Here is a 15,050-nt window from a genome sequence, read left to right as displayed (position 1 = left end):
TAAAATTAAGGAAACATTTTAAGCTTTAACTTTGTTTTCGATGAAATCGAAAAAACGAATTCTAATAGCACCCTTAAATTGGGGTTTAGGACACGCAACTAGATGTGTCCCAATTATAAATGCCCTTATAAAGCATCATTTTGAACCTGTGATAGCTAGCGATGGCGCAGCACTGGTATTATTAAAAAAAGAATTTCCTAATTGCCAATCAATTGAATTACCTTCTTATCATATCACTTATCCAAAAAAAGGCAAACATTTTAAATTGAAGTTACTTCAAGATTCGCCCAAACTTATGAAAGCGATAATAGCTGAAAAAAGAGAAACAGCCGCTATAATTGAAAAATATAAAATTGACGGAATTATTTCCGACAATCGCTTGGGCATTCATCATAAAAGTTTACCCTGTGTTTTTATAACACATCAACTTCAGGTTTTAAGCGGAACTACCACCTGGCTAAGTACCAATCTACATCAAAAAGTTATTAAACGATTTGAAGAATGTTGGGTTCCTGACAATTTAGGGGATCCAAATCTTAGTGGTAAATTAGGACACTTTCCCTTGTATGAGATACCTATTAAATATATTGGTCCGTTGAGCCGACTAAAAAAAGAGCACCTTCCAATTGCATATGATATTCTTGTTTTAATTTCAGGACCTGAACCACAACGTTCAATTTTGGAAACTAAACTCTTGGATGTATTCAAACATTATAATGGGAATATTCTATTTATAAGAGGCCTGATAGAAAAGGAACAGCATATTTCCATATCTGGTCAGTTAACTATTTATAATTTTATGACCACAGAGGAAATCAATACGGCCATCAACGAAAGTAAAATCATTGTAACTCGTTCGGGATATACGACGCTTATGGATTTAACCAAATTGAATAAAAAGGTCTTTTTTATTCCAACACCTGGGCAATTTGAGCAAGAATATTTAGCCAAACGTCTCACCTCTCTTGGTTATGCTCCCAGTTGCAGTCAAGATGAATTTAGCTTGGAGAAACTTAATGAAACTTCAAAATACAAAGGTTTGCAAACAATGGATTATGATGTGAATTACAAAAAACTATTTAGTCTTTTCAAGGGTAAATGAAAACTCACTACCAACTCCTAATTCACTTTCAACATAAATTCTTTCATCATGTGCTTCAATAATATGTTTGACAATAGCAAGACCTAATCCTGAACCTCCTTCTTTTCTAGAGCCACTTTTGTCTACTCTATAAAAACGTTCAAATAGTCGAGGAATATTAATTTTTGAGATGCCTTCACCATTATCTGTGACTCTAACAATTACCTTGTTTTTGATTAGATTTTCTATACTTATTTCGGTTGTGCCTTTTTCTTCGCCGTATTTTATAGAGTTTACAATAAGATTTGATAGCACTTGTTGTATCCGTTCTTTATCTGCCACAACCATAATGGGCTCTTTATAATCGATATCGAAGATCAATGAAATTTTCTTCTTCGCAGCTTTCATTTCAAGCAGTTCAAAAACATTTTCTACCAATTCTACAATATCAAAAGTTTCTATATTTAGACGTAAATCCCCAACTTCTAATTTGGTAATCATATCTAAATCCTTAACAATGTATATAAGACGTTCTAATCCTTTATTAGCCCTATTGAGATATTTTTCACTAACGTTTTTATCATTAATTGCGCCATCCAATAAGGTTAACAAATACCCTTGAACGGTAAATAATGGCGTCTTTAATTCATGAGATACATTACCTAAAAACTCTTTACGATATTCCTCCCTCACCTTCAAGGTTTCAATCTCAAGCTTTTTGTCTTTAGCATATTTATCTATTTCTTCTGTAAGTGTTGCCATATCAGTAGTAATAGGTTGCTTACGAAGGCTAGTAGACTCTAACAAGGTTAAATCATCGTAGATTTTCTTGACTCTTCGATAAATAAATTTCTCAACCCTATATTGTATTACCACAAACGATAATACATAAGTGAATATGGCAAATGAGACCAGATAAAGAATGTTTACTGAATGTAACAAATACAAAAAAACACTCGATAAGAGCGTTAAAAAAATAGTGATGTACAAAGACGTTTTTGCTGCGAACCTATACGTTTTTTTTATTTTGTTTTGCATTAATCTACAAACTTATATCCAACTCCTTTAATCGTTTTAAACTTTTCATCGCCAATTTTTTCGCGAAGTTTTCTAATATGAACATCTATTGTTCTGCCACCAACTACCACTTCATTTCCCCAAACTTTATCGAGAATTTCTTCGCGTTTAAACACTTTGTTAGGCTTTGATGCCAACAAAGATAACAATTCAAACTCTTTTCTAGGCAGCATCAATTCTTCACCTTTAATTGTGATTTTGTACTCTTCTCTATTAATAGTTAAATTGCCTATTTTCAATACTTCATCTGGCTTCTCTTCCTCTTTAAGACGTCTTAAAAGTGCTTTAACTTTACTCACTAACACTTTAGGTTTGATAGGTTTAGTAATATAATCATCAGCACCTGCATCAAATCCAGCCATTTGAGAATAATCTTCGCCTCGTGCGGTTAAAAAGCTAATGATTGTATCGCTTAATTCTGGATTTTTCCTAATTTGTTCACAAGCCTCAATACCATCCATTTCTGGCATCATCACATCTAAAATAATCAATTGAGGTTTTTCTTTTTTAGCCTTTTTTACAGCTTCTAGACCATTTTCGGCAGTTATGATTTGGTAACCCTGAGATGATAAATTATAACTAACAATCTCTAAAATATCTGGTTCATCATCAACCAATAAAATTTTAATATCGCGTTTTTTCATTGTTTTATTTTGAACAACTGAGTTTGGTAAAGATAAGATTAATAACAAAATGTTAGAATCTTGTTTTAATTAATAACATTAAGTTAACCTAAAGCCATTCGTATGAAAATACCTATAATTCATATTAAAAAGCATGTTATATCATTGTAAAATAACGATTTACTCACTGTTTTATTGGTAAAAAAAGTCAAAACTGAGTATATTTGAGTACTAATTTTCAATCTAATTTAATTAATTATGAAAAAACTTTACTTTTTATGTTTAACATTACTCATCACTACTTTGTCTTTTGGACAAACTACAGATCTATTAATCAGTAAGTATGCTGAAGGAAGTGGAGACAACAAGTTCCTAGAAATATACAATGGAACAGGTGCAGACGTGGATTTGAGCAACTATTCAATTTCTAGCTGTTCAAATGGATGTGATACTTTTGGAGAATTTGATTTTCCTGATAATATAACATTTGCATCAGGCACAATGCTAATGGACGGCGACGTTTATGTTATAGCACACCCAAGTGCTGACGCTCAAATTCTCGCAGAAGCAGATACAACATTTCAATTCTTAAGTAACGGGGATGATGCTTATGCCTTAACTTTAGCTGGAGCAACAGCGAGTACTTACACAATTATCGATATTTTAGGAGATCTTCAAGGTGATCCTGGTTCAGGTTGGGCAGTTGGTGATGATACAAATGGAACACAGAACCAAACATTAACTAGAAAGACTTCTATTTGTAGTCCTAACCCAACACCATTAGGATCTTTTGGAGTTGATGCGGCAACATCTGAATGGAATATTGGACCAATTGATTCTGGATGGGATACTTTAGGATCTTACACGGGTTGTTTAACTAATCCTGTTGTAACCATTACGTCGCCAACCGAAGGTGCTTCTTTAGCCTCAGGTACAACCTTGGTTGATATTGTTTTTAACGGCGAAAATGTACCTGCTGGATCAACATTTGACATAACTGTTGCTCTTAATGGTGGCAGTCCAAATACTATTAATGACGTTACAAGTCCTGTTCAAATTCCAACTGTTGATGGTGATAATCTAACAGTAACGATAGAGCTTGTAAATGGAGCAGTAATTGCCTCGGATACAGTGAATTTCTCAATTTCATTTCCATGTGATCTGCAAATAGGTACGATCACTGAAACTTGTGATGCTATAAATCCAGGACCTGGAGACACATACAATGTAACTTTAGATTACACAGGAGGTGGAACAACGATTTACACTATATACACTCAGGGTATTGGAACATTAGGAGGAGACGATCCAACTTCTGTTGCGGCCGGAACTATTACAATTACAAATATTCCTGAGGATACTGATTTCGTAGTAACATTTACAGGTGACCCTGTCAATAGTGGATGTGATTTTACAAGAAATATTAATAGTCCTGACTGTAATCCAGTGTTAACATTACCGCTATATGATGGTTTTGATTATGCAGATGCATCTACGCTTACAAGTGCACCAAATTGGGATAATATTAATGGAACATCTGATGAGATCTTAATCTCCGCTACAAGTTTAAGTTATGCAGGTCTTGCTCCTTCTACTGGTAACAAAGCTTCTTTTGATGGTGGTGGAATTGATAATGCAATTTTCTTTGCTCCTGTAACGAGCGGAACTGTTTATTCTTCTTTCATTTTTAGAGTAACAGACTTAAGCTTAGTTACGGATCCTGATGGTGGTTATTTTGCCTTTTTAGGAGCTTTTGATGGTAGATTATGGGTAGTACCCTCTGCTGGCGGATACCAAGTTGGCCTAGGATATAATACTGGTTCTGCCGATATTATTAACGCTACAGAGCACGCGCTTAACGATGAAGTATTTGTTGTTATGAGTTATGAAACAACAACAGGAGTAATGAAAGCTTGGATCAACCCTTCAAGTGCAGATTTTGAAGGCACAGAACCGGCAGAAACTATTACATTTATTGATCCTACAATGGCTGCGAGTATTAATAGATTTGCATTAAGACAAGATAGCACAACAGAAACTGGATTTATAGATGTTGATGAATTAAGAGTCGGAACTTCATGGGCTGATGTTACACCTACTACATTATCTACCCAAGAATTTACTTCAGATAGATTTAAAGTTTACCCTAACCCAACATCAACAGGGTTTGTAAACATTACAAGTGGTAATAACGATAATATCACTGTTGTTGTTTATAATATCTTAGGAAAACAAGTAATCAATGAAACGTTAGCAAATAATCGTTTAAATGTATCTGAATTAAACACAGGGATTTACATTTTAAAGATATCTCAAAATAACGCTTCGGTCACTAAAAAATTAGTAATCAAGTAAATCGCTATTATAAATTATTATAAAAGCGTCCTGAAAATTTTCGGGACGCTTTTTTGTTTTTGCATACTTTTGCAACAATGATAAATACATGTGATATTTTTTCAATTACTACGGCAGAAGAATTTCAAACTTTAGCCTTAGAGGTTTTCAAATTTCAGTTTGAAAACAATACTGTATATCGCTCATTTTGTGATTTGTTATACAAACATCCTAGCGATGTAAAACATATTGAAGACATTCCGTTTTTACCAATTCAATTCTTCAAGAGCCACCAAGTTCTTAGTTCAAACGCTCAAATTGAAGACATTTTCTCAAGCAGTGGAACCACAGGGTCAGTAACAAGTAAACACTATGTCACAGACCTCAGCATATACGAACAAAGTTTTCGCAAAGGGTTTCAACAGTTCTACGGAAATATCAACGACTATGTCATTCTAGCATTATTACCCAACTACATAGAACGCGAAGGTTCATCATTAATTTATATGGTTAATGATATGATTGCGCAATCGCATCATCCTGAAAGCGGATTTTACCTCAATAATATAAACGAATTAAAAGAGCAGTTAATCACTCTGGATTCCGAAGGTAAAAAAGTACTACTTATAGGTGTGACGTTTGCGCTTCTTGATTTGGTAGAACAGCATCAATTCAACCTAAAAAACACTATTGTCATGGAAACGGGTGGTATGAAAGGTCGAAGAAAAGAATTGGTAAGAGAAGAACTTCATAGAATTTTAATATCTGGATTTGGTGTTTCGAAAATCCATAGTGAATATGGTATGACCGAACTATTGAGTCAGTCCTATTCTCAAGGCAATGGTCGCTTTAGATGCCCAAATTGGATGCGCGTGTTAACTCGTGATCCTGAGGACGCACTCACACTCCAGCAACCTCATCATACAGGAGGTATTAATATTATTGATTTGGCAAATATTAATTCGTGTGCTTTCATTGCGACGCAAGACTTAGGCCGAGTTTATCAAGACCACAGTTTTGAAATTATAGGAAGATTTGATGCTAGCGACATTAGAGGCTGTAATTTAATGGTCCTCTAACGCCTAAGTGTAAGGTTTAAATATAATACCGACATAAAACATGGAAGTAATTTTATTAGAATGAAAATTCTATGAAAAAGAAAACATTACTTCCAGATAGTTGGTTGGTTAACGTAAAGCGTCCCTTTTTTTTATTGGGACGTTTTTCTTTTTATAGCACTTTAATAATATAAGTGTTTTTCTTTCCTTTATTTAAAATGATATATTTATCATTAATTAAATCATCAACCGATAACTGATAATCTTCTTTAACCTTCTCTTTATTCACGGCCACAGCATTTTCTTTCAGTGCTCGTCTAGCTTCACTATTAGAGGCTAAGAAATTAGTTTTAGCTGCTAAAGCACCAATCATATCAATGTCAGATAATTCATCTTTAGAAATCTGGGCTTGAGGTACGCCTTCAAATACATCTAAGAAGGTCTTTTCATCCAAAGTTTTAATATCTGTTTTAAAGCTTTTACTAAATAATATATTAGACGCTTTTTCGGCATTCTCAAAATCAGGTTTAGAATGCACCATAGTGGTTATTTCCTGAGCTAAACGCTTTTGAAGTAGGCGCTGATGTGGCGCTTCTTGATGAGCCTCAACAATAGTATTGATTTCATCTTTATCTAAGAAAGTAAAAATCTTGATATACTTCTTAGCATCTTCATCACTAGAATTCAACCAGTATTGGTAAAACTTGTAAGGTGAGGTTCTATTGCCATCCAACCAAACGTTTCCTCCTTCAGATTTTCCAAACTTAGAACCGTCACTTTTAGTAATTAACGGACACGTAATAGCAAAACCTTTTCCTTGCGCAATACGTCTTATCAATTCGGTTCCCGTAGTAATATTGCCCCATTGATCACTTCCACCCATCTGAATAGTACATTCATTTTCTTTGTACAGGTGCAAAAAATCATACCCTTGTACCAATTGATAAGTGAATTCTGTAAAAGACATACCATCTGTCGATTCTGAAGAAATTCTATTTTTCACAGAATCTTTCGCCATCATATAATTTACAGTGATATGTTTTCCAACATCACGAATGAATTCTAAAAACGAAAACTCTTTCATCCAATCATAATTATTCACTAAAACTGCAGCATTTGGGACATCACTTTCAAAATCTAAAAAATGAGCTAACTGTTTTTTGATTGCTTCTTGATTATGACGCAATGTTTTTTCGTCCAATAAATTGCGTTCACTAGATTTTCCAGATGGATCTCCAATCATTCCAGTGGCTCCTCCTACCAATGCAAAAGGCTTGTGACCACAACGTTGAAAATGAGCCAAAAGCATGATGGGTACGAGATTTCCAATATGCAGAGAATCGGCTGTAGGGTCAAAACCTATATATGCAGAACGCATGGCTTCTATTAAATGCTCTTCGGCTCCAGGCATCGTATCATGAATCATACCTCTCCATTCTAATTCTTCTACGAAATTCTTTATCATAATAAGATGTTTTAGTAATCTTTGGCAAAGATAGATTTATACCACAAAAGAAAAAAGACTAATTTTACAAAATGATATTAGTTACAGGTGGCACTGGGTTGGTTGGTTCACATTTATTGTTCAAACTAGTGAGTAATAATGCAACGGTTCGGGCAATTTACCGAAGAGCACATAAATTAGAATCGGTAAAAAAAGTATTTTCCTATTATACGAATGATGTTGATGCATTGTATAATAAAATCGAATGGATTACCGCCAACATTAATGATATTCCGACCTTAGAATTCGCATTTAAAGATATTACACATGTATACCATTGTGCCGCATTTATTAGCTTTGAACCAAATAGATATCTTGATCTCCGTAAAATAAATATAGAAGGCACAGCAAATATTGTAAATCTATGTATTAGTAACCAAATTAAAAAATTGTGTTATGTGAGCTCCATAGCGGCTATTGGTCATGAACCTAATCCTAATACCGTCATTACTGAAGAGACCGAATGGAACCCAGAGTTGGATCATAGTGTTTATGCCATTACAAAATATGGTGCTGAAATGGAAGTTTGGAGAGGCACACAAGAAGGTATTGATGCGGTGATTGTAAATCCAGGAATTATTTTGGGACCAGGATTTTGGAAAGGTGGCGGAAGCAGCAGTTTATTTAGACAAATTCACAAAGGAATGAGTTACTACACCAAAGGTATTTCAGCATATGTGGATGTTTTAGACGTCATTGAAAGCATGACCCAGCTAATGGCGAGCAGCATTACAAATGAACGTTTTATAGTAATAGCAGAAAATCTGTCATTTCAAGATTTTCAAAAAAAAGCTGCTCAACAATTAGGGGTAGAACCTGCTAAAAAAGAAGCGACTAGTTTCTTGCTATCGATAGCATGGCGAGTGGATTGGTTCAACCATAAACTTTTTGGAAAACGCAGAAAATTGTCAAAACAATTAGTCGCATCTATAACGAGCAATACGATTTATGGCAATTCGAAACTAAAAAACGCTTTGGATTTTGAATTTAAAGCGACTGACCAATCTATAAGCGACGTTTCTTCATTTTATTTGGATGATTTAGATCTGTCTGACGGGTAATCTTTATAGTCGACTTTTTTAATCTTCTTACTTTTCTTCTTGACTTTTAAGGTATCACTTAAGGTTTTTATAGAATCTTTATTGCGCTCTCGTTCTATTAACTCTTTGTCAATCTGTAATTGATATTTGTCTTTATCTCTACTTATTTTTTGTTCTAATTGTCCTAAAATAGATTCATACTCCTCCACATAATATCCATAGTATTCATTGCTTTTTGCAAATTGCAAACTATCAATTTTATGCTTTTCAAAAACATAATCCTGTGGAAATATGCCATTATCTACTAAAACGGTTTTAGTAGCTCCTTTGGCCGCATTTAATATATATATATCATATAAGATATCCACCATTTTATCCTTCGAAAGAAGATTCTCTGGTTTTTCTGGCTTCTCAATCGAATTGCAACCAAAAAGAAACAGTGTCGTTAAAATGAATATGGTAGTTCTCATCTATTAAAAGTTAGGCGTTTTGCTGCTTTAACGTCTAAGACTTTGAAGTTATTATAAACCAAAGTCCCGTTTAAGAACGTATGAGTAATGCGCGACTTAAATGTATTCCCCTCAAAAGGTGACCATCCGCACTTGTATAAAATATTATCTTTTTTCACAGACCATGGGTTATTAATATCTACAACAACCAAATCTGCAAAATAACCTTCCTTAATATAACCTCGTTTTTCAACTTGAAAAAGAATAGCAGGATTATGTGCCATTTTTTCTGCAATTTTAGGTAACGTAATTTTACCTCGGTGAAACATTTCAATCATAGCTACCAAGGCATGTTGAACTAGTGGCCCTCCAGAAGGCGCTTTTGTATAAACATTATTTTTCTCCTCTAAGGTATGCGGAGCATGATCTGTTGCAATCACATCAATCCTATCATCTAAAAGTGCTTTCCATAATTGGTCTCGATCTGAGGCTGTTTTAACCGCTGGATTCCACTTTATATGTGTCCCTTTGGTTTTATAATCTTCATCACTAAACCATAGATGATGGATACAAACTTCTGAAGTAATTTTTTTGTCTTTTAACGGGATTTTATTCGAAAATAAATTTGTTTCTTTTCCGGTAGATAGATGAAAAACGTGTAATCTTGCTCCAGTCTTTTTAGCTAATTTTATAGCCCTAGATGATGATATATAACAAGCTTCTTCGCTTCTGATGATTGGATGCTTTTCAATTGGAATATCCTCTCCGTACTCGTCCATATATTCTTGAAGGTTCTTTCTAATTGTCGCTTCATCTTCACAATGAACCGATATAACCATATCCGTACTGCGAAAGATTTTCTCTAACACCTTTGGATCGTCTACTAACATGTTTCCTGTTGAAGACCCTAAAAACAATTTAAGTCCTGCCACAGACTTACTATCTACTTTTAATATCTCATCTAAATTATCATTTGTTCCCCCAAACATGAAAGAGTAATTAGCAAACGAAGAATTTCCTGCTATTTCAAACTTCTCTTCGAGTTTTTCAACAGTTGTAGTTTGAGGATTTGTATTAGGCATTTCAATAAATGAAGTAATCCCTCCTGCTATGGCTGCTCTTGACTCGGTTTCAATATTGCCTTTGTGCGTTAAACCAGGCTCTCTAAAATGCACCTGATCATCTATAACTCCGGGAAAGACATAATTACCTTCAACATCAATAACGACAACATCGGCAAATTTCGCGCTAATTGAATCGGAGACCTCTTTAATAATTTCGTTTTCAATTAAAATATCGCCTTCCACCACTTTACCTTCGTTTACAATTTTGGCATTTTTAATAAGTATTGTCTTCTTTTCCATCTTAATTACTAAATAAACTATTAAATTTCATTTTAATCACACCAAAAATAGCTTCAGATATTATACTTCCACTCATTTTTGATTTTCCTTTTGTTCGATCTGTAAACACAACAGGAACTTCAATAATATTGAATTTCTTCAAATAGGCTTTAAACTTCATTTCAATTTGAAAAGCATATCCCACGAACTTAATCTCATCCAAATTAATCGTTTCTAAAACTTTTCGTTTATAACAAACGAATCCTGCGGTCGTATCAGCAATTTTCATTCTTGTAATAAATCTTACATATCTTGATGCTCCATAAGATAGCAATACACGACTCACTGGCCAATTTACTACATTTACTACGCCATCAACATAGCGTGATCCAATGGATATATCAGCACCTTTTATAGCACATGCATTGTATAGGTGAATGAGGTCCTTCGGGTTATGTGAAAAATCAGCATCCATTTCAAAAATATAATCATACGGATGTTGTAAGGCCCATTTAAACCCATCAATATAAGCTGTACCCAAGCCTGTTTTATTTGCTCTTAATAATAAATGAAGCTGATCTTGAAATTCTGATTGTAACTCCTTTACCTTTGCACTAGTTCCATCTGGCGAATTATCATCTACAACTAAAATATCGAAATCTTTTTCTTGAGCTAGTATGGCTTTGATAATAGCCTCAATATTTTCTATCTCATTAAAAGTTGGTATAATGACAAGTGCATCTTTCATGTACTATTTGATTCGCTTTAGATTGTTGTTAAGAGCAAAAGTAAGTGTTTTATCATTTAAATTTAAATGTTAAAATCACAAACATTGTTAATCTTCTAGATGCGATCACAACTTGCCAATCGTATCTCATCCATTCGTCAAATTTTCTTACTAATTTTGTGACTATGCTTAGAGACATAATTTCTAATGATTGGTTTACCATATTTTTACTCCTGGGCTTGGTGTGCTTGACTCTTAGCAAATACCTTTTTGCACATCGTTTTAAAGACTTTTTGGCAGTTATTGGAAACTCTAAGTATTTAAAGATTTATGCGAGAGATCAAAAATTTGTTGATGGTTTTGATGCTTTACTTTTTTTTAATCTTATTATTTCTGTATCAGTGTTTGCCTATGTAAGTTATTCAACATTGGTCAATCCTGCTGATTTTAACCTCAATCAATTTTTTAAATTATTATTTGGAATAGGTGTTTTATTCTTAATAAAAGTATTATTAGAACGTTTAATAGGAAGCCTTTTCGAGATAGATGAACTGATAGATGCTTACTTATTTCAGAAAACCACCTTTAAAAATTATTCTGGGTTTCTTCTCTTCCCAATTAACTGCGTACTGATTTACGCTGTTTCCCCTTCTAAAACTCTTATTTACCTCGTTATTGGGCTTATTATTCTTGTTAATCTTGTTGGTTTTATTACGTCATTTAAAAATCATCAAAAATTACTTTTAAACAACATTTTCTATTTTATTTTGTATCTTTGCGCACTTGAAATTGGACCCTATCTGATTTTATATAAGTTAATTAAAGATTTCAACGCTTAAAACACTTTAAGTAATATGACGAAAGTGAAAACGATTTTAGTATCTCAGCCCGAGCCTAAAATAGAAAATTCGCCTTACTATGATCTTCAAGAAAAGCAAAAGGTTAAGATTGATTTCAGACCATTTATCCATGTTGAAGGTGTAGAAGCCAAAGAAATCAGACAACAAAAAGTTGATCTTTCTCACTATACGGCTATCATTCTAACCAGTAGAAACTCTGTTGATCATTTTTTTAGAGTAGCAGATGAAATGCGATTTAAAGTTCCAGACACAATGAAATATTTTTGTCAATCTGAGGCTGTAGCATATTATCTTCAGAAATACGTGGTATATAGAAAACGTAAAATCTATGTTGGTAAACGTTTGTTTTCAGACTTATGCCCTTTAATAAAGAAGTATAAAGACGAATCATTCTTATTACCTACGACTGATAAATTAAAACCAGAGGTTCCAGAAATTTTGAACAATTTAGGTGTTAAATGGAAAGAATCTGTCTTTTACAAAACTGTTATTAGTGATCTTTCCGATCTAGCTAATGTATATTATGATATTTTAGTATTCTTCAGCCCTTCAGGAATTGAATCCTTATTTCATAATTTCCCTGAATTCAAGCAAAACGATACACGTATTGCTGTCTTTGGAAATACAACAATCAAAGCCGTTGAATCGCGAGGATTACGTGTTGATATTTCAGCACCAACCCCTGAAACGCCTTCCATGACTATGGCTCTCGAGAAATATATAGAGAAAACTAATAAAGGAAAATAAAGACATATTACGATAAAAAAAATGCGATTTCTAATTGAAATCGCATTTTTTTATGTCCTGATATTTTCTATTTAAGATTTGGAGCACCTGCCATAATTTCTTCATTGGCATAATCTTCAAACTTTTTGAAATTGTCTCTAAATGATTGTGATAACTTATAAGCAGTCTTATAGTAGCCTTCATCATTATTCCAAGTTGATCTTGGGCTTAATACTTCTGTTGGAACATTTGGACACGTTCTAGGTTGCTGTACTCCAAAAACAGAATGCAGATGATAATTATCCTTATTAGCGGCTTCTAAACTTCCGTCCATTGCAGCACTTATCATTGCTCTTGTATACTTCAATTTCATTCTAGAACCAACACCATAAGGTCCACCAGTCCAACCTGTATTTACCAACCAAACATTAACACCTGTTTCCTTCATTTTAGCACTTAGCATTTCTGCATATTTTGTAGGATGTAAAGGCATAAACGGTGCTCCAAAACATGCCGAGAAACTTGGCAATGGTTCGTCAATTCCGGCTTCAGTTCCAGCTACTTTGGCAGTGTATCCAGAAATAAAATGATACGCTGCTTGACCTGGCGTTAATTTTGAAATTGGAGGTAACACTCCAAAGGCATCAGCCGTTAAGAAAAATATATTTTTTGGGTTTTTACCTATTGAAGGCTTTCTAATATTCTCTATATGATAAAGCGGGTAACTTACCCTAGTATTTTGAGTAATCGTTGTATCCCCAAAATCAACATCACCCTTATCATCTAGAATTACATTTTCTAGTATGGCTCCTGGTTTAATTGCATCGTAGATTTCTGGTTCTTGGTCACGTGTTAAATTAATCACCTTGGCGTAACAACCTCCTTCAAAATTAAAGACGGTATTTTCATTGGTCCAACCGTGTTCGTCGTCTCCAATTAAGCTGCGGTCTGGATCTGTAGACAAGGTTGTTTTTCCTGTGCCTGATAATCCAAAAAAGATTGCAGTATCTCCATCTTTACCGACATTAGCACTACAGTGCATTGGTAAGGTGTTCTTAAAAACTGGTAGTACAAAATTTAGTGCAGAGAATATTCCTTTCTTGATTTCTCCAGTGTATCCTGTTCCACCAACTATGGCCATTTTACGTGTAAAATCTAAAATGGCAAAATTATGTTGTCTGGTGCCATCAATATCAGCATCTGCCATAAAACCTGGCGCATTAATTACAGTCCATTCTGGCGTAAAACCTTGCAATTCTTCCTCTGAAGGCCTTAAAAACATATTATAAACAAACATGTTAGACCAAGGGTATTCGTTAATGACTCGTATGTTCAATCTATAATTGTCATCTGCGCAAGCATAACAATCTCGAACAAAGACTTCTTTGTGAGATAAATACGCTGTTATTTTTTCATATAACTTTTGAAACTTATCAGACTCAAATGGTTTATTGATATTTCCCCACCAAACACGATCCTTGGTAATATCATCTTTGACGATGAATCTATCCTGCGGAGATCGGCCAGTAAATTCGCCAGTATTCACTGCTAAGGTGCCGTTAGAAGTTTCTACTCCTTGACCCTTTGCCACAGCTAGTTCTTGCAGTTCGACAGGTGATAATTGATATTTTACTTCAGCATCCTTAATGCCGTAAGATTCTAACGAAATCGTTTTCGTTGTTGGTGTATGGTTTACCATAATTTGTATGTGTTGTTTAGGCTGCAAAATTAAACAATATTTTAAAGTAGTCTGTTAATTTTAAGATTTATCAGCCTTGGTTTTCAAAAACTTTATTAACAATATGGCCCAAGCGATAATTAATAAGAGTCCGCCAATAGGTGTTATAAAACCAATTGCCTTAAAATCAAATCCTGAAAGGTCATTTGTCGCTAATCCGTATATGGATCCCGAGAAAAAAAGAACACCAAGTAGCACCAAATAAAAAATGACTTGTTTCGTCTTTAGACCTATTCCAGAATAGCTTCCTACAAATAGCAGAAAAAGTGCGTGGTACATTTGGTAGCGCACACCAGTCTCAAACGATTGTTGTGATTCAATGCTAATTACTGACTTTAAACCATGTGCGCCAAAAGCGCCTAAAACAATAGCTATTAGTCCTAAAAGGCTACCCATGATTAGAATTTTTTTGTTCATATATATATTAGATTTAGGTTTTTATAAACCGTTGTATTTATTACATTCGTGTTGACATTTGTTATCCGTTTTG

Annotated in this window: 14 protein-coding genes; 6 read left to right on the top strand and 8 right to left on the bottom strand. The window is 34.1% G+C overall.

Annotated elements, in window-relative coordinates; genetic code table 11:
- Positions 1–40: 40 nt before the first annotated feature.
- Positions 41–1,102, top strand: coding sequence for a glycosyltransferase (locus BLT57_RS03965; RefSeq protein ID WP_091422598.1), 1,062 nt, complete (start codon positions 41–43; stop codon positions 1,100–1,102).
- Here BLT57_RS03965 and BLT57_RS03960 read toward each other — a convergent pair.
- Both BLT57_RS03960 and BLT57_RS03955 read right to left on the bottom strand, forming a co-directional pair.
- Complete coding sequence (locus BLT57_RS03960; protein WP_091422595.1) at positions 1,076–2,119, bottom strand: cell wall metabolism sensor histidine kinase WalK; 1,044 nt, start codon at positions 2,117–2,119, stop codon at positions 1,076–1,078. The genes BLT57_RS03965 and BLT57_RS03960 overlap by 27 nt on opposite strands.
- On the bottom strand, positions 2,119–2,802 hold the full coding sequence (locus BLT57_RS03955; protein ID WP_091422592.1) for a response regulator transcription factor: 684 nt from the start codon (positions 2,800–2,802) through the stop codon (positions 2,119–2,121). Before BLT57_RS03955 ends, BLT57_RS03960 begins: the two co-directional genes overlap by 1 nt.
- A gap of 237 nt (positions 2,803–3,039) precedes the next feature.
- Here BLT57_RS03955 and BLT57_RS03950 point away from each other — a divergent pair, with 237 nt between their 5' ends.
- The gene (locus BLT57_RS03950; protein WP_091422590.1) at positions 3,040–5,136 is read left to right on the top strand and encodes a T9SS type A sorting domain-containing protein; all 2,097 of its coding nucleotides are present in this window, start codon (positions 3,040–3,042) and stop codon (positions 5,134–5,136) included.
- 77 nt (positions 5,137–5,213) lie between these two features.
- Entirely contained in the window at positions 5,214–6,194 is a 981-nt protein-coding gene (locus tag BLT57_RS03945) for an acyl transferase (RefSeq protein WP_091422588.1), read from the top strand.
- 151 nt (positions 6,195–6,345) lie between these two features.
- Here the strand turns inward: BLT57_RS03945 and tyrS are convergent, their stop codons facing one another.
- Positions 6,346–7,638, bottom strand: coding sequence for a tyrosine--tRNA ligase (gene tyrS, locus BLT57_RS03940; RefSeq protein ID WP_091422586.1), 1,293 nt, complete (start codon positions 7,636–7,638; stop codon positions 6,346–6,348).
- Between the two features lie 71 nt (positions 7,639–7,709).
- Here tyrS and BLT57_RS03935 point away from each other — a divergent pair, with 71 nt between their 5' ends.
- Positions 7,710–8,738, top strand: a complete 1,029-nt coding sequence (locus BLT57_RS03935; protein WP_091422582.1) for an NAD-dependent epimerase/dehydratase family protein — start codon at positions 7,710–7,712, stop codon at positions 8,736–8,738.
- Here the strand turns inward: BLT57_RS03935 and BLT57_RS03930 are convergent.
- Genes BLT57_RS03930 through BLT57_RS03920 form a run of 3 tightly spaced genes read right to left on the bottom strand, consistent with a single transcriptional unit; the run spans position 8,705 to position 11,257 of the window.
- Positions 8,705–9,187 carry a DUF4296 domain-containing protein gene (locus tag BLT57_RS03930; RefSeq protein ID WP_091422580.1) on the bottom strand — a complete coding sequence of 161 codons (483 nt, stop codon included), beginning with the start codon at positions 9,185–9,187 and terminating at the stop codon, positions 8,705–8,707. The genes BLT57_RS03935 and BLT57_RS03930 overlap by 34 nt on opposite strands.
- The gene (locus BLT57_RS03925) at positions 9,184–10,530 is read right to left on the bottom strand and encodes a dihydroorotase (protein ID WP_091422577.1); all 1,347 of its coding nucleotides are present in this window, start codon (positions 10,528–10,530) and stop codon (positions 9,184–9,186) included. Before BLT57_RS03925 ends, BLT57_RS03930 begins: the two co-directional genes overlap by 4 nt.
- Before the next feature lies 1 nt (position 10,531).
- Entirely contained in the window at positions 10,532–11,257 is a 726-nt protein-coding gene (locus tag BLT57_RS03920; protein WP_091422575.1) for a polyprenol monophosphomannose synthase, read from the bottom strand.
- A gap of 164 nt (positions 11,258–11,421) precedes the next feature.
- Here BLT57_RS03920 and BLT57_RS03915 point away from each other — a divergent pair, with 164 nt between their 5' ends.
- Positions 11,422–12,075, top strand: coding sequence for a DUF4271 domain-containing protein (locus tag BLT57_RS03915; protein ID WP_091422572.1), 654 nt, complete (start codon positions 11,422–11,424; stop codon positions 12,073–12,075).
- Between the two features lie 15 nt (positions 12,076–12,090).
- A complete protein-coding gene (locus BLT57_RS03910) occupies positions 12,091–12,843 on the top strand; it encodes a uroporphyrinogen-III synthase (protein WP_091422568.1) in 753 nt (250 codons plus the stop codon).
- Positions 12,844–12,910: 67 nt separating this feature from the next.
- On the opposite strand, the gene pckA is transcribed toward BLT57_RS03910, so the two are convergent.
- Together pckA and BLT57_RS03900 are read right to left on the bottom strand one after the other, a co-directional pair.
- Positions 12,911–14,521: a phosphoenolpyruvate carboxykinase (ATP) gene (gene pckA, locus BLT57_RS03905; protein ID WP_091422565.1), complete on the bottom strand. Its 1,611-nt coding sequence runs from the start codon at positions 14,519–14,521 to the stop codon at positions 12,911–12,913.
- Between the two features lie 60 nt (positions 14,522–14,581).
- Positions 14,582–14,977 (bottom strand): DUF423 domain-containing protein, encoded by a 396-nt coding sequence (locus tag BLT57_RS03900; RefSeq protein ID WP_091422562.1) that lies wholly within the window; start codon positions 14,975–14,977, stop codon positions 14,582–14,584.
- Positions 14,978–15,050 lie beyond the last annotated feature (73 nt).

It is taken from the genome of Formosa sp. Hel1_31_208 (assembly GCF_900104785.1).
Classification (GTDB): domain Bacteria; phylum Bacteroidota; class Bacteroidia; order Flavobacteriales; family Flavobacteriaceae; genus Psychroserpens.
The sequence above is the reverse complement of the archived record's forward strand: the minus strand, read 5'-3'. Positions and strand labels throughout refer to the sequence as shown.

Excerpts from the sequence above, each read along its gene's own strand:
- BLT57_RS03965 (WP_091422598.1), top strand. The coding sequence starts at position 41 with ATGAAATCGAAAAAACGAATTCTAATAGCACCCTTAAATTGGGGTTTA.
- BLT57_RS03960 (WP_091422595.1), bottom strand. The coding sequence starts at position 2,119 with ATGCAAAACAAAATAAAAAAAACGTATAGGTTCGCAGCAAAAACGTCT.
- BLT57_RS03955 (WP_091422592.1), bottom strand. The coding sequence starts at position 2,802 with ATGAAAAAACGCGATATTAAAATTTTATTGGTTGATGATGAACCAGAT.
- BLT57_RS03950 (WP_091422590.1), top strand. The coding sequence starts at position 3,040 with ATGAAAAAACTTTACTTTTTATGTTTAACATTACTCATCACTACTTTG.
- BLT57_RS03945 (WP_091422588.1), top strand. The coding sequence starts at position 5,214 with ATGATAAATACATGTGATATTTTTTCAATTACTACGGCAGAAGAATTT.
- tyrS (WP_091422586.1), bottom strand. The coding sequence starts at position 7,638 with ATGATAAAGAATTTCGTAGAAGAATTAGAATGGAGAGGTATGATTCAT.
- BLT57_RS03935 (WP_091422582.1), top strand. The coding sequence starts at position 7,710 with ATGATATTAGTTACAGGTGGCACTGGGTTGGTTGGTTCACATTTATTG.
- BLT57_RS03930 (WP_091422580.1), bottom strand. The coding sequence starts at position 9,187 with ATGAGAACTACCATATTCATTTTAACGACACTGTTTCTTTTTGGTTGC.
- BLT57_RS03925 (WP_091422577.1), bottom strand. The coding sequence starts at position 10,530 with ATGGAAAAGAAGACAATACTTATTAAAAATGCCAAAATTGTAAACGAA.
- BLT57_RS03920 (WP_091422575.1), bottom strand. The coding sequence starts at position 11,257 with ATGAAAGATGCACTTGTCATTATACCAACTTTTAATGAGATAGAAAAT.
- BLT57_RS03915 (WP_091422572.1), top strand. The coding sequence starts at position 11,422 with ATGCTTAGAGACATAATTTCTAATGATTGGTTTACCATATTTTTACTC.
- BLT57_RS03910 (WP_091422568.1), top strand. The coding sequence starts at position 12,091 with ATGACGAAAGTGAAAACGATTTTAGTATCTCAGCCCGAGCCTAAAATA.
- pckA (WP_091422565.1), bottom strand. The coding sequence starts at position 14,521 with ATGGTAAACCATACACCAACAACGAAAACGATTTCGTTAGAATCTTAC.
- BLT57_RS03900 (WP_091422562.1), bottom strand. The coding sequence starts at position 14,977 with ATGAACAAAAAAATTCTAATCATGGGTAGCCTTTTAGGACTAATAGCT.